At 70.6% G+C, this 22177-nt stretch carries 21 protein-coding genes; 17 read left to right on the forward strand and 4 right to left on the reverse strand.

The genetic code is table 11. The features are described 5' to 3' along the window. The first annotated feature begins 199 nt into the window (after positions 1 to 199). The 10 genes from infA (at position 200) to QSK39_RS36265 (ending at position 5583) form a co-directional block, all read left to right on the forward strand. Positions 200 to 421: a translation initiation factor IF-1 gene (gene infA, locus QSK39_RS36220; RefSeq protein WP_004558881.1), complete on the forward strand. Its 222-nt coding sequence runs from the start codon at positions 200 to 202 to the stop codon at positions 419 to 421. Positions 422 to 454: 33 nt separating this feature from the next. Then, positions 455 to 568: a 50S ribosomal protein L36 gene (gene rpmJ, locus QSK39_RS36225; RefSeq protein WP_004558882.1), complete on the forward strand. Its 114-nt coding sequence runs from the start codon at positions 455 to 457 to the stop codon at positions 566 to 568. Positions 569 to 773: 205 nt separating this feature from the next. Next, a complete protein-coding gene (gene rpsM, locus QSK39_RS36230) occupies positions 774 to 1154 on the forward strand; it encodes a 30S ribosomal protein S13 (protein WP_004558883.1) in 381 nt (126 codons plus the stop codon). Then, entirely contained in the window at positions 1151 to 1336 is a 186-nt protein-coding gene (locus QSK39_RS36235; RefSeq protein WP_284745403.1) for a hypothetical protein, read from the forward strand. Before rpsM ends, QSK39_RS36235 begins: the two co-directional genes overlap by 4 nt. Positions 1337 to 1354: 18 nt before the next feature. Further along, the gene (gene rpsK / locus QSK39_RS36240; RefSeq protein WP_004558885.1) at positions 1355 to 1762 is read left to right on the forward strand and encodes a 30S ribosomal protein S11; all 408 of its coding nucleotides are present in this window, start codon (positions 1355 to 1357) and stop codon (positions 1760 to 1762) included. 23 nt (positions 1763 to 1785) lie between these two features. After that, on the forward strand, positions 1786 to 2391 hold the full coding sequence (gene rpsD, locus QSK39_RS36245; RefSeq protein ID WP_285482339.1) for a 30S ribosomal protein S4: 606 nt from the start codon (positions 1786 to 1788) through the stop codon (positions 2389 to 2391). Positions 2392 to 2493: 102 nt separating this feature from the next. Continuing rightward, complete coding sequence (locus QSK39_RS36250) at positions 2494 to 3564, forward strand: DNA-directed RNA polymerase subunit alpha (protein WP_004558887.1); 1071 nt, start codon at positions 2494 to 2496, stop codon at positions 3562 to 3564. Positions 3565 to 3608: 44 nt separating this feature from the next. Beyond that, on the forward strand, positions 3609 to 4280 hold the full coding sequence (gene rplQ, locus QSK39_RS36255) for a 50S ribosomal protein L17, sunset domain variant (RefSeq protein ID WP_285482340.1): 672 nt from the start codon (positions 3609 to 3611) through the stop codon (positions 4278 to 4280). A gap of 65 nt (positions 4281 to 4345) precedes the next feature. Continuing rightward, complete coding sequence (gene truA, locus QSK39_RS36260; protein ID WP_285482847.1) at positions 4346 to 5173, forward strand: tRNA pseudouridine(38-40) synthase TruA; 828 nt, start codon at positions 4346 to 4348, stop codon at positions 5171 to 5173. Positions 5174 to 5235: 62 nt separating this feature from the next. Beyond that, entirely contained in the window at positions 5236 to 5583 is a 348-nt protein-coding gene (locus QSK39_RS36265) for a DUF6355 family natural product biosynthesis protein (RefSeq protein ID WP_285482341.1), read from the forward strand. A gap of 334 nt (positions 5584 to 5917) precedes the next feature. Here QSK39_RS36265 and QSK39_RS36270 read toward each other — a convergent pair whose 3' ends face one another. After that, entirely contained in the window at positions 5918 to 6637 is a 720-nt protein-coding gene (locus QSK39_RS36270) for a hypothetical protein (RefSeq protein WP_284745407.1), read from the reverse strand. Beyond that, entirely contained in the window at positions 6634 to 7869 is a 1236-nt protein-coding gene (eccE, locus tag QSK39_RS36275; RefSeq protein WP_285482342.1) for a type VII secretion protein EccE, read from the reverse strand. The genes QSK39_RS36270 and eccE overlap by 4 nt, the downstream gene beginning before the upstream one ends. 654 nt (positions 7870 to 8523) lie before the next feature. Here eccE and eccB point away from each other — a divergent pair. From eccB to QSK39_RS36290, 3 genes are all read left to right on the forward strand, one after another. Then, positions 8524 to 10095 carry a type VII secretion protein EccB gene (gene eccB / locus QSK39_RS36280; protein ID WP_502873338.1) on the forward strand — a complete coding sequence of 524 codons (1572 nt, stop codon included), beginning with the start codon at positions 8524 to 8526 and terminating at the stop codon, positions 10093 to 10095. Between the two features lie 67 nt (positions 10096 to 10162). After that, positions 10163 to 10480 carry a hypothetical protein gene (locus QSK39_RS36285; RefSeq protein ID WP_285482344.1) on the forward strand — a complete coding sequence of 106 codons (318 nt, stop codon included), beginning with the start codon at positions 10163 to 10165 and terminating at the stop codon, positions 10478 to 10480. Beyond that, complete coding sequence (locus QSK39_RS36290; protein ID WP_285482848.1) at positions 10480 to 11619, forward strand: WXG100 family type VII secretion target; 1140 nt, start codon at positions 10480 to 10482, stop codon at positions 11617 to 11619. Before QSK39_RS36285 ends, QSK39_RS36290 begins: the two co-directional genes overlap by 1 nt. A gap of 33 nt (positions 11620 to 11652) precedes the next feature. Here QSK39_RS36290 and QSK39_RS36295 read toward each other — a convergent pair whose 3' ends face one another. Together QSK39_RS36295 and eccD are read right to left on the reverse strand one after the other, a co-directional pair. Then, complete coding sequence (locus QSK39_RS36295; RefSeq protein ID WP_285482345.1) at positions 11653 to 13269, reverse strand: S8 family serine peptidase; 1617 nt, start codon at positions 13267 to 13269, stop codon at positions 11653 to 11655. 20 nt (positions 13270 to 13289) lie between these two features. Further along, entirely contained in the window at positions 13290 to 14654 is a 1365-nt protein-coding gene (gene eccD, locus QSK39_RS36300; protein ID WP_285482346.1) for a type VII secretion integral membrane protein EccD, read from the reverse strand. Between the two features lie 304 nt (positions 14655 to 14958). On the opposite strand from eccD, the gene eccCa reads away from it, so the two are divergent. From eccCa to QSK39_RS36320, 4 genes are all read left to right on the forward strand, one after another. Beyond that, the gene (gene eccCa, locus QSK39_RS36305) at positions 14959 to 18972 is read left to right on the forward strand and encodes a type VII secretion protein EccCa (protein WP_285482347.1); all 4014 of its coding nucleotides are present in this window, start codon (positions 14959 to 14961) and stop codon (positions 18970 to 18972) included. Between the two features lie 103 nt (positions 18973 to 19075). Next, positions 19076 to 21097, forward strand: coding sequence for a type VII secretion-associated protein (locus tag QSK39_RS36310; RefSeq protein WP_285482348.1), 2022 nt, complete (start codon positions 19076 to 19078; stop codon positions 21095 to 21097). Positions 21098 to 21265: 168 nt separating this feature from the next. Next, positions 21266 to 21562, forward strand: coding sequence for a hypothetical protein (locus QSK39_RS36315; RefSeq protein ID WP_502873339.1), 297 nt, complete (start codon positions 21266 to 21268; stop codon positions 21560 to 21562). 252 nt (positions 21563 to 21814) lie between these two features. Further along, positions 21815 to 22138 (forward strand): WXG100 family type VII secretion target, encoded by a 324-nt coding sequence (locus QSK39_RS36320; protein WP_285482350.1) that lies wholly within the window; start codon positions 21815 to 21817, stop codon positions 22136 to 22138. Positions 22139 to 22177 lie beyond the last annotated feature (39 nt).

Raw genomic sequence — 22177 nt, forward strand, 5'->3', positions numbered from 1 at the left:
TTACCCCCGGTTTGGGGGTCGCGACACGGGTTGCGTACACTGTCAAGTCGGCGCACTTATCGCGCCCGGATCCGCGCGCTCGTGAACTCACGATCTTGGGACCCGGGCCCCAGTGTGCCACGCACCACCCAACCCAGCACTAGTGCTCGAGTTGATCAGGTGTGGCGACAGGCAATGCTGACAAGGAAATGCGGAGGACATGGCGAAGAAAGACGGGGCCATCGAGGTCGAAGGCCGCGTAGTCGAGCCGCTCCCCAACGCGATGTTCCGCGTCGAGTTGGAGAACGGTCACAAGGTCCTGGCACACATCAGCGGCAAGATGCGGCAGCACTACATCCGCATCCTGCCCGAGGACAGGGTTGTCGTGGAGCTCTCGCCCTACGACCTCTCTCGTGGTCGCATCGTCTACCGCTACAAGTGATCACGAAGAGCAGCTACTAGGAGAGCAGAAGACGTGAAGGTCCAGCCGAGCGTCAAGAAGATCTGCGACAAGTGCAAGGTGATCCGCCGCCACGGCCGGATCATGGTGATCTGCGAGAACCTGCGGCACAAGCAGCGGCAGGGCTGATCACTCGCACTCGACCAGAGTGGATTGACGGCTACACACCCTCCCCGCACCTGCCGGGTCACGCGAGTGGCCTGGTTCACCCCCGGACTTCAGGCCGGGGCCGGGACACCCGAAGCGCAAGCCGAGGGCACGACAGGCGAGTCGGTCCCGGAACCGGACGGGGAGCAGACCTGAAGATGAATTCAATGAAGGAGCATCAACGCCAATGGCACGACTCGCTGGCGTAGACCTCCCCCGCGAAAAGCGGTTGGAGATCGCGCTTACGTACATCTACGGCATCGGCCGTACCCGCTCGAAGCAGCTCATCAAGGCTGCCGAGCTCAACGCGGACACCCGCGTCAAAGACCTCAGCGATGACGACCTCGCGAAGCTGCGTACGTACATCGAAGAGAACTTCAAGGTCGAGGGTGACCTTCGCCGCGAGGTGAACGCCGACATCCGTCGGAAGATCGAGATCGGGTGCTACGAGGGCCTTCGCTGGCGCCGCGGACTTCCCGTCCGTGGTCAGCGCACGAAGACCAACGCCCGTACCCGCAAGGGTCCGAAGAAGACGGTCGCCGGCAAGAAGAAGGCTGGCAAGAAGTGAGCGTCCAGGGCAAGAAGGTCGTGCAGATGGGCGGCGTCCACCGCCGCGGCACGGCTTGCGTTTCGCCCAAGGCGCTCTACGCCCGCCCGATGGCGCTCCGCAACCTGTACACCGACGCCGGATCGATCATCCGGCGCGGCCAGGCCGAAGCGGTCGCCGCTCACCAAGAGAACGCGCGCTAACAGGAGAACCCTCAGAACATGCCACCGAAGTCTCGTACTGCGGCGGGGGCCAAGAAGGTCCGCCGCAAGGAAAAGAAGAATGTCGCGCACGGTCACGCGCACATCAAGAGCACCTTCAACAACACCATCGTCTCGATCACGGACCCGACCGGTGCCGTGATCGCGTGGGCGTCGAGTGGTCACGTGGGCTTCAAGGGCTCCCGTAAGTCCACCCCGTTCGCCGCGCAGATGGCCGCCGAGAACGCTGCCCGCAAGGCCGCCGAGCACGGCATGAAGAAGGTCGACGTCTTCGTGAAGGGCCCGGGTTCGGGCCGCGAGACGGCGATCCGCTCGCTGCAGGCGGCCGGCCTCGAGGTCGGCACCATCCAGGACGTGACCCCGCAGCCTCACAACGGCTGCCGCCCGCCCAAGCGGCGCCGGGTCTGAGGAACGGGGAGGAGTAAGAAGAAATGGCTCGTTACACCGGCCCCGCGACGCGTATTTCGCGTCGCCTCAAGGTTGACCTCATCGGCGGCGACCAGGCTTTCGAGCGTCGCCCCTACCCGCCGGGCCAGCACGGCCGCGGGCGCATCAAGGAGTCCGAGTACCTCCTGCAGTCGCAGGAGAAGCAGAAGGCTCGCTACACCTACGGCGTTCTCGAGCGTCAGTTCGTCCGGTACTACAAGGAAGCCGTCCGGCGTCCCGGCAAGACCGGTGAGAACCTGCTGCAGATCCTCGAGTCCCGCCTGGACAACGTGATCTACCGCGCCGGCATCGCCCGCACCCGCCGTCAGGCGCGTCAGCTGGTGAGCCACGGCCACTTCCTGGTCAACGGCGTCAAGGTCAACGTCCCGTCCTTCCAGGTCTCGAAGTGGGACATCATCGACGTGCGGCCGAAGTCGTTCGCGATGCTGCCCTTCGTCGTGGCGAAGGAGTCCTACGGCGACCGCCCGATCCCGGCGTGGCTGCAGGTCGTCCAGTCCAACCTCCGCGTGCTGGTCCACCAGCTGCCGGAGCGTGCGCAGATCGACGTTCCGGTTCAGGAACAGCTGATCGTCGAGCTCTACTCGAAGTAGTCCGGCACCGTCGGACAAGGCGGCGGCGCGACAGGTGCGCCGCCGCCGCGCCATCCCTTCGACGTCATATGGCGGGCGTCGTCTGGAAAGGAATTTGGAAGAATGCTGATTTCCCAGCGGCCGGCTCTCGGCGAAGAGACGGTCAACGAGACCCGCTCCCGGTTCACCATCGAACCGCTGGAGCCCGGCTTCGGCTACACGCTCGGCAACTCGCTGCGTCGTACGCTGCTGTCGTCCATCCCGGGCGCGGCCGTGACGAGCATCCGCATCGACGGCGTGCTGCACGAGTTCACCACCGTTCCGGGGGTGAAGGAAGACGTCACCGACATCATCCTGAACCTCAAGGAGCTCGTGGTGTCCTCGGAAGAGGACGAGCCGGTCACCATGTACCTGCGCAAGCAGGGCCCGGGTGAGGTCACGGCGGCCGACATCGTGCCGCCGGCGGGTGTCACCGTGCACAACCCGGATCTGCACATCGCGTCGCTGAACGGCAAGGGCAAGCTCGAGATCGAGCTCGTCGTCGAGCGCGGCCGCGGTTACGTTCCGGCCCTGCAGAACAAGCAGGCGGGCGCGGAGATCGGCCGGATCCCGGTCGACTCGATCTACTCGCCGGTGCTCAAGGTGACGTACAAGGTCGAGGCCACCCGTGTCGAGCAGCGCACCGACTTCGACAAGCTGATCCTGGACGTCGAGACCAAGCCGTCGATCACGCCGCGCGACGCGGTCGCGTCGGCCGGCAAGACGCTGGTGGAGCTGTTCGGTCTCGCCCGCGAGCTGAACGTCGACGCCGAGGGCATCGAGATCGGCCCGTCGCCGCAGGAGGCGGACACCATCGCCGCCTACGCGATGCCGATCGAGGACCTGGACCTCACCGTCCGGTCGTACAACTGCCTCAAGCGCGAGGGCATCCACACGGTGGGCGAGCTCGTCTCGCGCTCCGAGGCGGACTTGCTCGACATCCGCAACTTCGGCGCCAAGTCGATTGACGAGGTCAAGCTCAAGCTCGTCGGCCTCGGCCTCGCGCTGAAGGACAGCCCGCCCGGGTTCGACCCGACCGCGGCTGCCGCCAGCTACGACGGTGAAGGCTGGTCGGAGGGTGTCGGTGGCATCGCCGACGGGATTTCGGACGGCCACGACGATGGCCAGGACTACGCAGAGACCGAGCAGCTCTAGGGCTCTGTGCCTGGACGCTGCGAGCTGAACTAGTAGGAGAACCAATGCCCACCCCTACCAAGGGAGCCCGGCTCGGCGGGTCGTCCGCGCACGAGCGGCTGATCCTGGCCAACTTGGCCACGCAGCTGTTCGAGCACGGCAAGATCACGACGACCGAGGCGAAGGCGAAGCGGGTCCGTCCGCTGGCCGAGAAGCTGATCACCAAGGCGAAGCGGGGCGACCTGCACAACCGCCGTCAGGTGCAGCGCGTCGTCCGTGACAAGGACGTCGTCCACAAGCTGTTCGCCGAGATCGGCCCGCACTTCGCGGAGCGCGACGGTGGCTACACCCGGATCACCAAGACGATGCCGCGCAAGGGCGACAACGCCAAGATGGCGGTCATCGAACTGGTGCCCGAGAAGACCGTGACGAGCGAGGCCGAGCGCGCGCGCAAGACCAAGTTCGCCAAGGACGAGAAGCCGGCCGCCGTCGAGGCCCCGGCCGCCGAGGAAGCCGCTTCGGAGGCTCCCTACGGCGAGGGCAGCCACGCCGCGCTCGAGGACGGGACGCAGCCCGAGGGCTTCCCGATCAAGGGCAACGACGAGTCGAAGTACTACCACACCGAGGACAGCCCGTACTACGAGCAGACCAAGGCCGAGGTGTGGTTCGCCACCGCCGAGGCCGCGGAAGCCGCGGGCTTCTCGCTGCCGCCGTCGCAGCAGGACGACGAGTCCTGACGACGGAAGCCGTTCCGGACGAGCCCGCCATCCCCGCTGGGGAAGGCGGGCTCGTTCGTCTGCGCCTGGACGTCTCCTACGACGGCACGGACTTCTCGGGCTGGGCTCGCCAGCCGTCGCGCCGCACGGTGCAGGGCGTCCTGGAAGAGGCGTTGCACCGGCAGCCGCCGGGGGCTTCGGTGCCGAAGTCCGTGGTGGTCGCGGGCCGCACGGATGCCGGGGTGCACGCGACGGGCCAGGTGGTGCACGTCGACGTCGTGCCGCTCACGGAGTCCTCCGGGCGGATTCCGGTGTCCCCGGAAGGGATCCCGGACCTGACCCGCATGGCGGGCCGCTGGAACCGCCTCCTGCCCGGTGACGTCCGGGTGCTGGGCGCCCGGGTGGCCCCGGAGGGTTTCGACGCGCGGTTCTCCGCCGTGCGCCGGCACTACCGCTACCGCGTGTCCGACGCGCCGTGGGGCGTGGACCCGTTGCGCCGCAACGACACTCTCGCGTGGAACCGTCCACTGTCGACGGACGCGATGAACGAGGCGGCGGCGTCCCTGCTGGGCCTGCAGGACTTCGCGGCGTACTGCAAGCAGCGCGACACGGGCACGACGATCCGCGAGCTGCAGCGCCTGGAGTGGCGGCGGGTGGACGAGCACCTGCTGGAGGTGGCGGTCTCGGCGGACGCGTTCTGCCACTCGATGGTCCGCAGCCTGGTCGGCGCCCTGCTCCTGGTGGGCGACGGCCGCCGAGGGCGCGACTGGCCGGCGGAGGTGCTGGCCAGCGGCGTGCGCGACAGTGCGGTGGCACCCGCGCACGGCCTCACGTTGACGGCGGTGGACTACCCGCCGGACGCCGAACTGGCGGCCCGGGCGGAGCAGACACGCAACGTCCGCACGTCACCCTGACAAGATCAACAAATCGGGTGAAGGCGGCGAACGTGCCGCCCGGGATGTGGCATGTTCGAGGCATGTCGACAAGCCTTCGTCGCATCACCGCGGGAATCGTGGCCGGCTTCGGCGCCGCGCTGGTGCTCCCCGCCACAGCCACCGCGGCGCCGCTCCCGTTCCCGTGCGGATACAGCTCGCAGGGCATGGACGCGCACTACCGGCACTGCGCCAACACCTTCGCCCTGATCCACGTGGACTGGGACAACGGCAACCACTACACCGACTGCTACGGCCCCTGGGACGAGCAAACCCTCTGGCACGACGGCAACCACCGCCAGGTCAACGCGTACTTCGTGAACACACCGCCGCGGCTGCTGAAGAACGCCTCCGGCAACTGGATCTGCAGCGCGTCCCAGCCGGACGCCTAGCGAAAGCCGTGAGGGGCATTCATAGCCTGGGAAGAGGCACATGCCTCGCGGATGGTTGCTGATCACCCAGATCGCGTGGACGACGCCCTGCCCGCGCAAGTCGGGGGAGCCCCATTCGAACGAGGCCATCCGGCTGGTGTCGTTCTCGCCGGTGTTGAGGCAGATCTTGCCCGCCGGGCAAGCGGCCTGCGTCGCCGCGGATGCCGTCGGGGCGAATCCCGCCGCCAGAAGCGCGGCAGATGCGGCGAACACGGCAACATGCGCGACCGGGCCGGACAAGAAGAAGCGGGTGGCTCCCGAGGGGAACCACCCGCTTCCGTTCGTCCGGAGAACCTCAGTCGCCGCGGCGGACCGGGCCCAGGAGTTGCTGCTCCTTGCCCGTCGTCACCAGGCGCAGGGGCCGCCACAGGTTGCGGCCCAGGGCCACCACCTGGTCGTCCTTCAGCATCGTCAGCTGGCGCATCATCTGCGGCGGCAGGTTCCAGATGCGGCCCGCCAGCTCGGCCTGGCCGGCCGGGAGGCGCTGCATCAGCACCAGGTCCGCCGCGTTCGCCGTCACGCCCGCCTGGGGGTGCAGGTACGGCAGCACGTACACCGTCGTCTGCCACGGCGACCGCGGCGGGAACAGGTCCTGCGGGGTCGGGCCGCCGTCGGTCACCACCAGCAGCGGTGCGTCCTCCGACGGCCGCGGCAGCTCGACCGGCGACAACCGGCGGATCTGCACCAGCGGCGACGGACGGCCGTCGCGGCTGCCGGCCGCGCGGGACAGCACCTGCCACTCGGTCGGGCGGCCGGTGGCCACCACGACCCACGCGCCGACCGCCATCGCGCGCATCGCCACCTGGCGGGCCAGGTACAGCCCGCCCACCAGCACGATGCGGGTCGGCGTCGAGCGCAGCGCCGAGATCGTCAGGGGCTCGCCCTTGAGGCCCGAGCCGAGCACGATGCCGCCGCGGTCGCCCGAGGGGCTGACCGCGTCGAGCATCGCGGGGTCCACCGTGAACTCCGGCGCCACACCGGTGTTCTGCCCGGCGTCACGAACACGGGAGCTCATGCTGTTCCTCCGATCGGCAGCGTCGCGGCGAACGCCGAGACCTGGAGCCCGCGCAGCGGCGTCAGGTTCACGTCCAGCCGCTCGGACAGTCCCTGCAGCCGCTGGTCGGCGGCGTCGAGCTCACGCGGGTTGCGCGCGCTCAGCCGGACCACGCCGCGCAGCCCGATCTTGCCTTCGTCGGACGCCGGGGAAATCGACATCGCGAGCGTCGACGACAGCGCGCGGACGCTCGTCAGCGCGTTCAGGCTGCCGGCGATCTTGCCCTTCGGCCAGCCGGTGATCGCGTAGCTCGCGTGGCCGATGCCGGCCGCGGTCACCCCGGACCAGCGCTCCTGCAGCGTCACCTTGCTGGGCGAACCGGCGACGGCCGTCAGCTCCGCGGCCGAAATGCTCGCGCGCAGCAGCTCGTCCGGGTCGAGCGGCCGGGTCGGCACGCCCTGCGACTCCAGTGCGTTGCGCACCCGCGAAAGCGCGCCGATCAGCGCGCGGTGGGCGCCGACGACGCCGCCGCCGCGTTCCCGGATCGCCGCCGGGCAGCGCTTCGGGTCGAGCCGGATCGCGACCCACGTCGTCCGCCGCGCCGCCGCGGGCAGCGGCCCGAGCACCTCCATGTAGGAGCTCAGCGCGGGGGAATCCGCCGGCAGCGCCGCGCTGCCCGGGTAGCAGTGCCAGATCATCTGGATCGAATCGAGGACCACCCCGCGGTCTTCGAGGCACGGCGCGAGCGCCGACAGCGGCAGGCTCGGCGCGCCGCCGGCCTGGGTGATCAGCGCCGGCGTCGGCTCGACGAGCAGCACCGCCGTCCAGGTGCCGTCGTTCCAGGCGAGCCCGACCTGCTGGCGCTCGTGGTCGACGCCGTGCGCGACGACGAGGTCCGGCACGGCGATCCGGAGCAGGTTGACGCGGGCGTCGTCCGGGCCGGTCACCGCGGTCTCTTCGGCGGCCAGCTCCTCGACCGTGCTCGGCGGCAGCGGCTCCGCGACGCGGTCGTGCGAGCGGAAGGAATAGCGCATCGTCAGCCCGATCCACTGGGTGAACCAGCGGCCGCGCCAGCGCAGCAGCGCGACGATCAGGGCGAAGCCGACCACGCCGATCGCGACGTACTTCGTCGACATGTTGATGGCGAGCAGCACGAGCCCGACCGCGAGCCCGACCTCGAGCACGACGAGGTTCGCCACGGGGAGCGGGCCGAGGTTGACCCCCGAAGACCGGCGCCGCGCGGGGGGCGCCATCCGCACCGGGCTGGGCGGGGGAGTGGCAGGGCCGCTGTCGTCGGGTCCTTGCGGGCCACCGGGGCCACCGGGCCCACCCGGGCCGCCAGGACCACCGGGGCCGCCGCCACCGGGACCGCCAGGTCCGCCGGGACCACCGGGGCCGCCAGGTCCACCTGGGCCACCGGGACCGCCGCCACCCGGGCCACCGGGACCACCGGGACGTCCGCCGGGACCACCGGGACCGGGTCCACCGGGGCCACGCGGGGGCATGGCCGGTCCGCCGGGGCCACCACCGGGTCCGCCGGGAACACCACCGGGTCCACCGGGGCCGCCCGGCACAGCTCCCGGACCGCCGGGACCACCGGGTCTCCCGGGCCGCGGCGGCGGGCCCGGCGGGCGGCCGGACGGCGGGGGCCCGGGCGGGCCAGGCGGACGTGGAGGAGTGGTGACGGACATCCGCGCTTTCTCTTCCCCTCGTGCTTGCTGCGTACCCGGAAGCCGGGTCCCGGGGAATCCGACCCTAGCCGGAGTTGGTAGAAACCCCACACCAGACGGTCCCCGTACGGCTATCCTGCGGAACCGTACCGCGACGGGGAGAGCTGTAGGTCGAGAATGCCATCAACACCCACGACTAAGTCTCAGGTTCAGGCGTACAAGTTCGTCCTGCGCCGGATGCAGTCGGCGCTGGTCCGGCGCGACGCCGTGATGCTGCACGACCCGATGCGCACCCACACGAGGGCGACGATCGTGGGGGTGGTGCTCGGCGCCCTCGGCATGATCGTGTTCGTCGTCTGGGGGCTGCTCAGCCCGGCCCCGTCGGTCCCGGAGGCCGGCAACATCGTGATCGGCGAGCAGTCCGGCACGGTCTACGTGGTGATGGGCAACCCGAAGATGCTCGTCCCGACGTTCAACCTCGCGTCGGCGCGGCTTCTCCTGCTGGCCCAGCAGAAGCAGCCGACGGGCAACAACCCCGGCGCCGCGCCGGCGGCCACCCCGGCCGCGGCCACCCCCGCGGCTGTGAAGAATCCCACTGTCGTTTCCGACGACCAGCTGAAGGACATTCCCCGCGGGAAACTGACCGGAATTCCGGACGGACCGCAGCTGATCCCGACGGATTCCCAGCGGATTTCCCCCAATTGGGCGGTGTGCGACCAGGTTCAGCTCGACCCGACGCTGCCGGTGCCGGACAGCGTCAACCAGACCAACACCTACGTCTTCGGCGGCGTCGCCCCGAGCGCCCTCGGCACCGAGCTGGGTGACAACGAGGCGCTGCTGGCGAAGGCGGACAACGGCAAGACCTACCTGGTCTACCGGCTGCCCAGCACGCAGAACCGCCCGAACGCCAACACCGTCCGCGCCGAGATCGACGCCAGCGACACCCGCAACGCGGTCTCGACGGCGCTGCAGCTGAACCAGAAGCCGCGCAAGATCACGCAGGGGCTGCTCAACGCGATCCCCGAGGTCCCGCCGCTGACGCCGCCGCAGGTCGCGGACGGCTCGCCCCCCGCCGACCTCGGCGGCCTGACCGCCGGCGACGTCTTCTCCACGCAGCCCACCGGTGAGCAGCCGCAGTACTGGGCCATCACCACGACCGGCATCCAGCGGGTGTCGCAGGCAGTCGCCGACGTCATGCGCGTCGCGAAGCACGGCAGCGCGAGCGAGCTGCGCACCCTCGGTCTCGACAAGCTGTCCGGTGTCCACGTCCTGCAGCCCGGCGAAGCGGGCTACATCCCGGTCGACGAGTTCCCGCGTTCGGTCCCGACGGTCCTCGACGCGACGAAGAACTCGGCGGTGGCCTGCCTCGGCTGGTCGGTGGTCGGCGACGGCGCCAACCGCGACGGCCACACGTCGGTCTACATCGAAACCCAGCTGCCCGGCCAGAACAGCCGCGGCGCCAAGTTCACGACGACCAAGGTCACCACGCCGGGCCCGAACCGCGTGCCGATCAACGGCTTCTACCTCCAGCCCGGCTTCGGCGCGGTGGTCCAGTCCGCGACCGGCCAGGCCAGCTTCGGCAAGGGCGCGATCCAGCTGATCTCCGACCGCGGCATCCGCTACAGCGTCCCGGACGCCACGACGGCGGACGCGATCGGCCTTGGCAACCGCCAGCCGGCGCCCGAGTCGATCATCGGGCTGCTGCCGACCGGGGCTTCGCTGAACACCCAGGACGTGCTCAAGCAGTTCGACTCGGTGCCGATCGACCCGAACGCCGGTTCGTTCCCGACCGCGCAGGCGGGCGGCTGAGGCGGAACCATCGGGCGGCGCCGGACGTCACACGCTCGACGGATCTTCTGGTGAGCGGAGAGGTGCCATGGCCGGCATGAGGATGGACGGCGTGGTCGTCACCGACTACGCCCGGACGGCCGAGGAGGCCGCTGACGACCTGAACGCGGCGGCGGCGATCGTCGGGGGCGAGGGCGTCTCCGGCGAGTCCTACGGGCCGCTGGGGGCGCAGATCGGGCTCGGCGAGTCCTACGGTCGCGCGGCCGGCGCACTGCGGCGTCAGCTGGTCGACGGCGCCGACGCCCTGAAGTCGGCCGCGGAGGCGCTGCGGCACGTGACGGTCCGCCACAGCGGGCAGGACGCCGAAGCCGCGGAGCTGATCAAGCGGGCCGGTGAGATCGGATGATGTTCGCCGAACCGGAAGCCACGGATTCCATCCCGCACCCGCTGGCCAAGCAGGCCGCCCCGGCGCCCGCCGCGCCCGTGGTGGCCTTCGCCCCGGACGCGGAAGGCGACGAGATCGCCGCGACGGCCGAGCCGTACCTGGCGTACCTCACCGATGTCTCGCACCAGCTCGGGCTGATCGATCCGGTCGAGACGTACTTCCGCCCGCTGATCGGCCGCTGGGGCGACCTCGGCGCCGAGGCCGGGCGGCTGCGCCAGGCGGCGAGTGCCGCGGCCGAGGTGTCCACGCGGCTGGACGAAGGCCTCGGCCGTCTCGACGGTGGCTGGGAGGGCCGGGACGCCGACGCGTTCGTCGCGTACATGCGCGAGATCGGGGCGGCGGGCGGCGACCTCCAGGAGGCGATGACCGTCCTCGCCGGCGCGCTCGACGAGCTGGTGACGACGCTCCGCCACGTGGTCGTGGACCTCGTCGAGGTGCTGGTCGACGCCGCGGACCTGATCTCCGAGACGATGACGTTGCCCAGCGGGGGCACCAAACGGGCGCGGGTCCAGCTGCGGGAGACGCAGGATTCGGCGAAGGCGCTGTACGAGACCGCGCGCGACGTCCTCGAGGCGTTCGACCGGCTTTGCGACGGCGTCGACGACCCCGACGCGACGGCCCGGAGCATCGAGATCGCGCACCGGTACCCGGAGGAGCGGTTCCAGCTGCACGACGAGGCGTCGAACGGCGCTTCCGCGGGCGAGGAACCGGCTTCCGCGGACTCGGCTTCCGCCGACTCGGCGACGTCGGCAGCTTCGGCCGACGACGTCACCACGCCGTCGTCGGCGAGCGGAGACCCGGCGGCGCCGAAGCACACCGCCGCGGGCACGCCGGACGCCGCGCAGCCCGCCGACGCGGCCCCGCAGCCGGCCCCGCCGGAGCAGGACAACCACAACAGCACGTCGGGCGGAGTCCCGATGATGCCGATGATGGGCTTCGGAGCGTTCGGCGGAGGCGGCGGCCAGGGCCGTCGCCAGTCGAAGACCCGCCCGACGACGACCCCGTCGGAGCTCCTGGGCGATCCTGGTTTGGTGGCGCCGCCGGTGATCGGCGAGGACGAGAACCCGCAGCAGCAGAAGAAGAACCCGCCGACCAAGTGACGCGGTTTCCCCGGCCCGCGGGCCGGGGAAACGTCAGCGGCGGGAAGCGGTTTCCGCGGGCCGGTTGCGGCGGATCGTGCGCATGACGAACAGCGTGATCAGCAGCGCCACGACCCCACCGCCGGTGCCGGCCAGCGCCACGATCATCGGGGTCGAGCTGCGGTCGTTCGACGGCGGGAGCTGGGCCAGCTGCGGAGGCGGGATCGGCGCCTGGTTCCCCACCTCGGACGGCAGGCTCTGCGTCAGCGCCGCCACCGGGTCGATGACGCCGTAGCCGACGAAGTTGTCGCGGCCGCCCGGAGCGGCGGGGTGCTGGGCCGTCTCCTTGATCCGGTTGACGATGCCCTTGGCGTCGAGGCTCGGGAACTTGGCCTTGACCAAGGCCGCGAGGCCCGCGACGTACGGCGCGGCGAAGCTCGTTCCCTGGATTTCGCTGGCCTTGTCGCCGCTTTCGAACGTCAGGTTCGCCAGGCTGTTGGAGCCTTCGGCGGGGTCGAGCGAGATGATCTTCGTCCCCGGCGCCGCGACGCCGACCCACGGGCCGTGCACGCTGAACGACGCCACGCTGCCGAATTCGTCGATCGCCCCGACCGACAGCACATCGTCGGCGAACCACGGCGGCGTCACGATCGTCTTGGGCTTCTTCGCGTCCGGCTGGTCGTTCTGCGGGCAGGTGTCCGTCGCGTTGCCGGCGGCCGCGATGATCACGATGCCCGCCTGCGCCGCGTAGTGCACGGCTGCTTGGACCTGCTGCTCGCCTTCGGTGATCGACCCCGTCGCCGTGCGGCAGTTGTCGACCGACATGTTGATGACGTCGGCGTCCTTGCGGTCGGCGATGCCGCGGATGATCTCGGCCAGCGTCTTCAGCGTGCCCGCCGTGCCGGCCTTTTCCAGCTGGCGTCCGCCGTTGGTCTGCCCGGGAGACGTCTGGTCGCCGTCACCGGATCCGGTGCCGCCACCCCCGCTCGGCGGCAGCGAAGACCCGGACCCGGTGGGCGGGTTGGTGCTCGACGACGGGGTCCCGCTGCTGCTGGCCGGCGGCGTCGGAGTCGACGTGTCGGGCTCGTAGTTCTCGCTCAGCTGGCGGTAGGACACGATGGTCGCGTCCGGGGCCACGCCGACGAACCCGACCTCCGGGTTGTCCGGCTTCCCCGCGATGATCCCGGCGACCTCGGTGCCGTGGCCGTCGCAGTCCTCGAGCCCCTTCGGCTGGCCGTTCGTCGGCGTCGCGACGTACTCGCCGCCGCTCTCGAGGTTGCGCAGCCACGGGTGGCGCGTCACGCCGGTGTCGATCACGGCCACCTTGACGCCGCCGCCGACACTGCCCGTCGCCGCCTTGACGATCTCCTGCGCCTTCGAGATCTGCAGGTACTCCTGGCCCCACGGCCGGTTCTTCAGGATGACGTTCTGGCCGAGCGTGCTGCGCTGGACGCACGCCTTGCTCGGCTTGTACTTCTTGTCCGGCTGGCCGGAGTCCGGGAGCAGCTTGCTCATGTCCACCGGGGGCGGCGTCGCGAAGTAGCCGTCGGCCGGTGCCTGCTGGGCCCACACCGGCACTGCGACGGCCACCGAAGACAGGAAGCCGATCGTGCCGGTCAGCACCGCGGTCGTGGTCCGCCGGGTGGCGCCGAAACGCCGTCCTACTGCCATCCGAGATTCACCCGATCCGGTCACTTGAAGTTCAGGTGCCGCAGGGTCGTGTACAGGTCCATCACACCCAGGGCGAGCGGGAGCACCGAGGCGATGCAGAGCGCCTCGATGATCTCGACCGTGCGCCGCAGCGGCGGCGAGAAGCGCTGGTTCGGGAAGATCACGCCGACCACGAGCGCGCCCGCGGCCAGCAGGATCAGGATGCCGAAGACGTAGAGCAGGCGGTTCTGCGCGCTCGCTTCGAACAGCCAGCCGACCGCGATCCCGGTCGCCGAGACGAGGCCCGTGGTAAGCAGGGCGACCGCCTGGCTGCCGTTCGCGTACGCGCGGGCGCGCAGCAGGAGGACGAGGCTCGCGACGACGCCCAGGATGATCCCGAACGCGCCGGGCGCGCTCGCGGCGATGACCGCGGAGATCGCGACCGTGGCACCGCACCCGATCATCAGGCCGGTCATGTAGTTGTGCGCGACCGCGGTGCGGCGTTCGATCGCCCGGTAGTCGGGGAAGCCGGAGTCTTCCTTCAGCTCCTCGGCGTTGCTGGGGACGTGCGGCAGCGGCAGCTTCGCGAGCCAGATCGTGGCGCGCGGCAGGATCGAGATGCAGGCGAGGGCGACCGCGACCGTGCCGGCCGCGATGCCGGCGGCGGGGTGCGCGACGAGCGTGCCGAACAGGAACGCCAGCGCGCCGAAGGTGCCCGCGGTGGCCGCGGCGATGAAGGTCGTGATGCCCGCGCCGATGACCATGATGCAGACCGACGCGACGATGATCACGAGGACCGCGGCGAGCAGCAGGTTCGCCCGCATCGACAGCCCGGGCACGATGTAGAAGCCGCTGACGAACGCCAAGGGCAGGCCGCCGGCCGCGGCGACCAGCACCCCGGTCGCTTCCGCGTTGTAGGCCTTGGCGAGCGTCGCGCCGACCGCGACGCACGCGATCGCGCCGATGCCGCCGGCGATGGCGGCGCCGAGCGCGTTGCCGCCGTAGAGCGAGCCGCTCATGAACAGCGCGAACGCGGCGGCGACCAGCGCCAGCCCGCCCGCGACGTGCCCGAAGCGGTTCGCCGTCTCCTTGGTCCAGGGCCGGAAGCTGTCGGGGGAGGACTCCGCGATGGCGTCGACGACGTCGTCGTACAACGGCGGCGGCGGGTTCTCGTTGCGCTTGCGCAGCTGGAGCAGTTCGCCGTCGACGACGCCGAGCGAGGCCAGGGTCCGGCTCGGGTCGAGCGGGGCGTCCCCGAGCTTGGCGAGCGCCCAGCCACCGTGCCGGGCCCCGCCGTCCGGCGACGACTCCTTGGCCATGTCCAGGAGCATCGGCAGGAGATCGGCCACCGCGACGTCGGCGGGCAGCGCCACGTCGATCCGCGTCGAGGGCGCGACGACCGTCACCCTGCTGAAAACTGTCGTGCCCGTAGCCACTGCACTGCCCCCGCTCGGTCGAGACTGCTCCCGGGGGAACTTATACCGAACCCCGGTGCCGACATCATCGAACGTCCGAAAATCACCGTCATCCGCAGGTCGGGGCCGGAAGGTGGGATCACTGTCGGTGCCGGGCCGTACACTCGGCTGCGAGGATGGTCGAGGGTTCACGGGCTGGTTACGGCATCCGCCGGAATTCCATCAGGACGTTCGATAGGTTGTTCGCGCACCAAGCGGTGGCCGCCATCGTCGAGTTTGAATGAGGGGTCCTTCGATGAGCACGCTGCAGTTCAAGAAGTCGCCGCGGCTGGCGGCACCGCGCCCGCCGGGCGGTGAGGTGCACCTCGAGCCGCCGCCCGAGGTGCCCCGGGTCATCCCCGGCAACATCGTCATGAAGGCGCTGCCGATCGTCATGATCGTCGCGTCGCTCGGGATGATGGTCTTCATGTTCCAGGCCAGCAACCGGAACCCGATGATGATGGCCATGGGCGGCATGATGGTCGTCGGCACGCTCGGGATGATGGCCGGCGGTGGCGGCAAGGGCGGTGGCGCCAAGCGCGCCGAGATGGACGAGGACCGCAAGGACTACCTGCGCTACCTGGGCCAGATGCGCGACCGCGCCCGCGAGGCGATGGTCGACCAGCGCGCCGCGCTCGAGTGGGTGCACCCCGATCCGCAGTCCCTGTGGTCGCTGGCCGCCAGCCGCCGCATGTGGGAACGCCGCCAGAACGACCAGGACTTCCTGCACCTGCGCGTCGGGCGCAGCTCGCACCGCCTCGCGACGCGGCTGGTCCCGCCGCAGACCGGGCCGGTCGACGAGCTGGAGCCGATCGCCACCCTCGCGCTGCGCCGGTTCGTGCGCGCGCACTCGATCGTGCCGGACCTGCCGACCCAGATCACCCTGCGCGGGTTCGCCGCGGTGAGCATGCAGGGCGACCGGGCGCTGACCCGCGGCCTGACCCGCGCGATGCTCGCGCAGATGGTCACCTTCCACAGCCCCGACGACGTGCTGATCGCCGTCGCCACCGCGGGCCGGGCGAAGGAGGAGTGGGAGTGGGCGAAGTGGCTCCCGCACGCCCAGCACCCGACCCTGGCCGACGGCATCGGCCAGCTGCGGATGATGGCCGGTTCCCTGGCCCAGATCGAAAACTGGCTCGACGAAGAGCTCCGTGACCGGCAGCGGTTCTCCCGCAACGCCACGCCGGCGCCGGACCAGCCGCACGTCGTGATCATCATCGACGACGCCGAGGTCACCCGCGAAGAGCAGATCATCCTCGAAGAGGGCCTGGTCGGCGTCACGCTGGTCGACCTGTCCGACTCGATCGGCAACCTCGCCGCCCGCCGTGGCCTCCGCCTGGTCGTGGAGGCGGACCGGCTCGGTGCGCGCAGTGCCGGCGGTGTCGAGTGGTTCGGCCGCCCGGACACCTTGAGCCTGGTCGAGACCGAGTCGCTGGCCCGCCTGATCTCCCCGTACCGCGTCGGTGGCGCGGCCGGGCAGGACGTCGGCGACGAAGAGCCGCTGCTGTCCAACCCGTCGCTGCTGGAGCTGCTCGGCATCCCGGGCGACCCGATGACCTTCGACGTCCAGCAGGCGTGGCGGCCCCGCCCGATCCGCGACCGCTACCGCGTCCCGTTCGGCGTCGGCGAATACGGCCAGCCGGTGGAGCTCGACATCAAGGAAGCCGCCGCGGAAGGGATGGGCCCGCACGGCCTGTGCATCGGCGCGACCGGTTCCGGCAAGTCGGAGTTCCTGCGCACGCTGGTGCTGGGCATGCTCGCCACGCACTCGTCGAGCACGCTCAACTTCGTCCTCGTCGACTTCAAGGGTGGCGCGACCTTCCTCGGCCTGGACAAGGCCCCGCACGTCTCCGCGGTCATCACCAACCTCGCGGACGAGGTCACGCTGGTCGACCGCATGAAGGACGCGCTGGCCGGTGAGATGAACCGCCGGCAGGAAGCGCTGAAGAACGGCGGTAACTTCAAGAACGTCTGGGAGTACGAGAAAGCCCGCGAGAACGGCGCCGACCTCGACCCGCTGCCGGCGCTCTTCATCGTCTGTGACGAGTTCTCCGAGCTCCTGGCGGCGAAGCCGGACTTCATCGACCTGTTCGTCGCGATCGGCCGGCTGGGCCGGTCGCTGCAGATGCACATGCTGCTCGCGTCCCAGCGCCTGGAAGAGGGCAAGCTGCGCGGCCTCGACTCGCACCTGTCCTACCGGATCGGCCTGAAGACGTTCTCCGCGGCGGAATCCCGCGCCGCGATCGGTGTGCCGGACGCGTTCGAACTGCCCTCGGTCCCCGGTGGCGGGTACCTCAAGTTCGACACTTCGACGCTGGTGCGGTTCAAGGCGTCCTACGTCTCGGGCCCCTACCGCCCGGCCGGCATCCAGGCGGCGGGCCCGGCGGCGACCGTGGTCCGCGCCGACAAGCGGCCGCAGCTGTTCGTCCCGGACTTCGTCGAGCTGCCGAAGGAACCGGAGCCGGAGCTGATCGAAGCCCCGGTGTCGCAGCAGCAGCCGCAGTCCGAAGAAGCGGTCGAGCCGTCCGAGCTGGACGTCATCGTCTCGCGGCTGATCGGGCAGGGCCCGCCGGCGCACGAGGTGTGGCTGCCGCCGCTGAAGGACCCGAACTCGCTCGACACGCTGCTGCCCAACCTGAACCCGACCGACGACCGCGGCCTGTCCCCGGTCGGCTTCTTCGGCAACAGCCGGCTGCAGGTGCCGCTGGGCATCGTCGACCGGCCGTACGAGCAGCGGCGTGACCCGCTGTGGGCGGACTTCTCGGGTTCGGCCGGCCACGGCGTGATCGTCGGCGGCCCGCAGTCGGGCAAGTCGACGATGCTCCGCACCCTGATCATGTCGATGGCGCTGACCCACACGCCGGAAGAGGCGCAGTTCTACTGCCTCGACCTCGGTGGCGGCACCCTGGCCGGGCTGGCCGACCTCCCGCACGTCGGTGGGGTCGCGGTCGCCCGGCGCGAGCCGGACAAGGCCCGCCGGATCGTGGCCGAGCTGACCACCCTGCTCACCGAGCGGGAAGGCCGGTTCGGGGCGATGGGCATCGACTCGATGACCGAGTTCCGCAACCGCAAGCGCCGCGGCGAGATCCGCGCGGACCAGGACCCGTTCGGCGACGCGTTCCTCGTCGTCGACGGCTGGCGGGCCCTGCGCGACGACTTCGAAGAGCTCGAGACCACGATCACCCGCATCGCGACCCAGGGTCTGTCCTACGGCGTGCACGTCATCATCGCCGCCAACCGCTGGGCGGACATCCGCCCGGCCATCAAGGACATGATCGGTACCCGGTTCGAGCTGCGCCTCGGTGACCCGACCGAGTCGGACATCGACCGCCGGGTCGCGGTCAACATCCCGACCGGGCGGCCGGGCCGCGGCCTGACGCGGGAGAAGCTGCACCTGCTCGGCGGCCTGCCGCGGATCGACGGATCGAGCGACCCGGAGACGATCGCGACCGGCGTGAGCGACGCGGTGGCGAAGATCAGGGCCGCCTGGCGCGGCCGGGTCGCGCCGCAGGTGCGCCTGCTGCCGGAGATGATCAGCTACGAGGACGTGCTGAAGCTCGACGCGCACCGCGACTCGAAGCTGATCCCGATCGGCGTCAACGAAGAGGACCTGCAGCCGATCTACCTGGACTTCAACGCGGAGCCGCACTTCTACGCGTTCGCGGACGGGGAGTCGGGGAAGACGAACCTGCTGCGGCAGATCGCCCGCGGTATCTCCGAGCGGTTCACCGCGAAGGAAGCGCTGATCCTGCTGGTCGACTACCGGCGCACGATGCTCGGGTTCGTCCAGGGCGACTCGCTGCTCGGGTACGCGGTGTCGGCGGCGCAGCTGGAGAGCATGGTCGGCGACGTCTTCAACTCGATGACGCGGCGCCTGCCGGGCCCGGACGTCACGCAGGAGCAGCTGAAGACGCGGTCGTGGTGGAAGGGGCCGGAGCTGTTCATCCTGGTCGACGACTACGACCTGGTGGCCACCTCCAGCAACAACCCGCTGCGGAAGATCTCGGACTTCCTGCCGCAGGCCAAGGACGTCGGCCTGCACCTGGTGGTCGTCCGCCGCACCGGTGGTGCCAGCAAGGCGATGTACGACCCGATCATCGGCAAGCTCAAGGAGATCGCGGCGCCGGGCATGGTCATGAACGGCTCGCGGGACGAAGGTGCGCTGGTCGGCAACATCAAGGCCAGCGCGATGCCGCCGGGCCGGGGCAACCTGCTGACCCGCAAGGCGGGCAAGCAGCTCATCCAGGTTTCGTGGATCCAGCCCGACTAGGGACGGCGATGGGGCGCGCGACGGCGAAGGGTAGGTTCCTCCGCGAGGGCGCGCCCCGTCGGCCGGGCGCGGGGGAACGCGACGAAAACTGCGGGAGCTGCTGGTGACGGTCCGGGTTGCGGTGGACTTCGGGACGTCGAGCACCTGTGTCGTCGCCTCGGTGAACGGGCGCGATCCGCAGGTCGTGGTGATCGACGGCCAGCCACTGATGTCCTCGGCGGTGTTCGCGGCGGCGGACGGCACGCTGTTCGTCGGCCAGGAGGCCGAGCGGCAGGCGGCCGTCGACCCGTCGCGGTACGAGCCGAACCCCAAGCGCCGGATCGACGAAGGCGAGCTGCTGCTCGGCGACAGCGTCCTGCGCGTCACCGACGTCGTGCACGCCGTGCTGGGTCGCGCGGTCGCCGAAGCACGCCGCCTCGCCGGCGAAGCCGAGGTCGATCTGCTGGTGCTGACCCACCCCGCGGACTGGGGCGCCATCCGCACCCGGCTGCTGCGGCAGGCGGCCGGCGGGCTGGCGCGCGAGGTCGCGCTGGTGCCCGAGCCGGTCGCGGCGGCGGTTTACCACGCGGCGACGTTCGCGCCGCAGGACGTGACGAACGACCGCACCGTCGAGTTCAGCGGCCGCCCCGGCGACGCGCTGGCGGTGCTGGACCTCGGCGGCGGCACGGTCGACGTCAGCGTCGTGCGGCGGCTGCCGCCGGACACCGCGCGCGACCGGGCCGGCCGTCCGCAGCGCGGCGGCTTCCAGGTGCTGGCCACCCGGGGCGACCCGGCCTTCGGCGGCGCGGACATCGACCAGGCGCTGCTGGAGCACGTCGGCGCGCTCGTGGCCGGGGCGGACCAGGACGCGTGGCGCCAGCTCGTCGAAGGACGCGAGCTGGTCGACCGGCGCCGCCGTCGCGTGCTGCGCCAGGACGTGCGGGGTGCCAAGGAAACGCTGTCGCGGCACGCCTACACCGACGTGCCGATGCCCCCGCCGTTCGCGGACGCGCACGTGACGCGCGAAGACCTCGAACGGCTCATCACGGCGCCGCTGGGGCGCGCGGTGGAGCTGACGGTGGCGGCGATCGGCGACGCCGGCCTGCGGCCGAAGCAGCTCACGGCGATCTTCCTGGTCGGCGGGTCGAGCCGGATCCCGATGATCTCGCGGCTGGTGCACGAACGCACCGGCGTCGTGCCGACGAGCCTCGACCAGCCCGAGACCGTGGTCGCGCGCGGCGCGCTGCGGGCGGTGCTGGTGGACCCGGACCGCACGGGCGCGCTGCCCGGCGAGGCGATGGCGCGGATGGGCGCGGTGCCCGGGGGGGCCCTCAACCCGGCGGCGCAGCGCACCGAGGTCGTCCGCCCCGGCGACGTCGCCCCCCACCCCGGCGACGCGGGCCAGCGCCCGGCACCGCCGCGCCCGCCGTCCGGCCCGCCGTCCAACGGGTTCCCGAACCGCGCGGCTCCGCCGCCGTCACCACCCCATGGGCAGCCGGTGGCCCGGCCGCCGTGGACCCCGCCTCCCGGGCCGGGTGGCCCGGGAGGCCCGCCCGGCAACCGTCCCGGCGGAGCCTCGGCGGCGCCGGAGAAGAATCGCCGGAAGCTCTGGGGGATCGTCGCGGGCGCCGTGGTCGTCGTGGCCGCGCTCGTCGTCACCGGGATCGTCGTGTTCAGCGACTCCGGGAGCCAGGCCGAGACCGGCCGGACGCTGTCGCAGTACGACTTCAAGTTCGTCTCGCCCGAGGACTGGGTGCAGACCGACGACCGGGTCGCCCAGCGCCAGGTCGTCATCCACCCGCAGGAGTCCCGCGAGGGCAACGACCTCCTGGTCGCCCAGGAGTTCGTCATGGACTACGACGCGACGGCGGAGCCGCAGAAGCTGGCGGACGAGCTCAAGAGCAAAGCGGACCGCGATCCCGACCACTACGGCTCGTTCAACCCGGCGCTGTCGTACGCGGGCAAGACCGTGATCGGCTACCACGAGATCAAGAAGGACCGGCCCGACCTCCAGGTCGACTGGTACGTCGTGGCCAAGGGCCGGATCCGGGTCCACGTCGGCTGCCAGTACGCCACCGCGCAGCTGCGCGACCGGGTCGCCGCCGCCTGCACGCAGGCCGTGCGCACGGTCGAGATCCTCAATTGAGAACCTTATTCTGGTCAGGTCGGCGCCACGGGCCGGCAGCCGACCGCTTGCGGTGACGCTTGCGCCGGCCGACGGCTGAACAAGGTTCTGAGGAGGGGAGGGCACACCGTGCCGTCCGAAGAGTTCGAAAGCGCCGCGTCGGCCTTCCGGCGCACCGGCGAAGACGCGGTGACGCACGCCCGGCGCGTCACCGGGAACGCGAAGGCGCGCAGCCGGCGCCACCACAGCGAAAACGTCGAACTGCTGAAGCGCAGTGGCCGCGGCACGAAGTCCGGCGATCCGACTCCCGGCGCACTGCGCGCCGCCGCCGAACGGTTCCGCCGCGCCCGCGGTCTGGCGGTCCCGGTGGTTCCGGATCCCGCCGATTCGGTTCCTTCGCGTTCGCAATCCTCCGCTCGTGCCCCTCGAACGGGTGACGAGGACGAAGACTTTTCCCAGATGCGAATCATGGGACGCGATCGGTGAAGGTGTCCCGCGATCGCTGTGCGTGTGCTAACCATGCTGGTGGAGAACACTTTTCCGAGTGACGCTTCGCCGGTTCGTGGCACTCGCGGAATACTCGCGGCGATCGGTTCCCGGCACGAGCGTTCACGCAAGCAACTACTTGCGGGCAAAGCACGACAAGGGGGAACCGGGCATGGCAATGTCTGCGTCGTAGGGCCGTACAAACGAACGAGCTTCGTACGGACAACCACTCTTCAGAAGGGGGTTCCAACCATGGCTGGATCCGGATTCACAGGGACAGTTGCCCAGTTCACCGACGCCGAGGGCAAGGTCACCGAGGTTCGCGCGGGCATGGACGCCAACCTGTCCACGCTGCGCGACCGCATCGAGGCCACCCGCGCCGGCTGGCAGGGCGACGCCCAGAAGGCGTTCGACCACGTCATGATGCGCTTCGACGACGACGCCCGTCAGATGAACCAGGCCCTCCAGAAGATCGCGGAACTGCTCCGCGAGGCGGGCTCGAAGTACGAGCGTTCCGAGCAGCAGCAGCAGGAGATCCTGGGTGCCGTCAACCGCGGCTTCGACGCGCTCGGCTGAGCGTCACACCGGAACTTTTCTTTTCACCCACCTGAACTT

Source organism: Amycolatopsis sp. NBRC 101858, from assembly GCF_030269325.1.
Lineage (GTDB): Bacteria > Actinomycetota > Actinomycetes > Mycobacteriales > Pseudonocardiaceae > Amycolatopsis > Amycolatopsis ponsaeliensis.

Coding starts and splice junctions, on each gene's coding strand:
- infA (WP_004558881.1), top strand. CDS start 200: ATGGCGAAGAAAGACGGGGCCATCGAGGTCGAAGGCCGCGTAGTCGAG.
- rpsM (WP_004558883.1), top strand. CDS start 774: ATGGCACGACTCGCTGGCGTAGACCTCCCCCGCGAAAAGCGGTTGGAG.
- rpsK (WP_004558885.1), top strand. CDS start 1,355: ATGCCACCGAAGTCTCGTACTGCGGCGGGGGCCAAGAAGGTCCGCCGC.
- rpsD (WP_285482339.1), top strand. CDS start 1,786: ATGGCTCGTTACACCGGCCCCGCGACGCGTATTTCGCGTCGCCTCAAG.
- QSK39_RS36250 (WP_004558887.1), top strand. CDS start 2,494: ATGCTGATTTCCCAGCGGCCGGCTCTCGGCGAAGAGACGGTCAACGAG.
- rplQ (WP_285482340.1), top strand. CDS start 3,609: ATGCCCACCCCTACCAAGGGAGCCCGGCTCGGCGGGTCGTCCGCGCAC.
- QSK39_RS36265 (WP_285482341.1), top strand. CDS start 5,236: ATGTCGACAAGCCTTCGTCGCATCACCGCGGGAATCGTGGCCGGCTTC.
- QSK39_RS36270 (WP_284745407.1), bottom strand. CDS start 6,637: ATGAGCTCCCGTGTTCGTGACGCCGGGCAGAACACCGGTGTGGCGCCG.
- eccE (WP_285482342.1), bottom strand. CDS start 7,869: ATGGCGCCCCCCGCGCGGCGCCGGTCTTCGGGGGTCAACCTCGGCCCG.
- eccB (WP_502873338.1), top strand. CDS start 8,524: ATGCAGTCGGCGCTGGTCCGGCGCGACGCCGTGATGCTGCACGACCCG.
- QSK39_RS36285 (WP_285482344.1), top strand. CDS start 10,163: ATGGCCGGCATGAGGATGGACGGCGTGGTCGTCACCGACTACGCCCGG.
- QSK39_RS36290 (WP_285482848.1), top strand. CDS start 10,480: ATGTTCGCCGAACCGGAAGCCACGGATTCCATCCCGCACCCGCTGGCC.
- QSK39_RS36295 (WP_285482345.1), bottom strand. CDS start 13,269: ATGGCAGTAGGACGGCGTTTCGGCGCCACCCGGCGGACCACGACCGCG.
- eccCa (WP_285482347.1), top strand. CDS start 14,959: ATGAGCACGCTGCAGTTCAAGAAGTCGCCGCGGCTGGCGGCACCGCGC.
- QSK39_RS36320 (WP_285482350.1), top strand. CDS start 21,815: ATGGCTGGATCCGGATTCACAGGGACAGTTGCCCAGTTCACCGACGCC.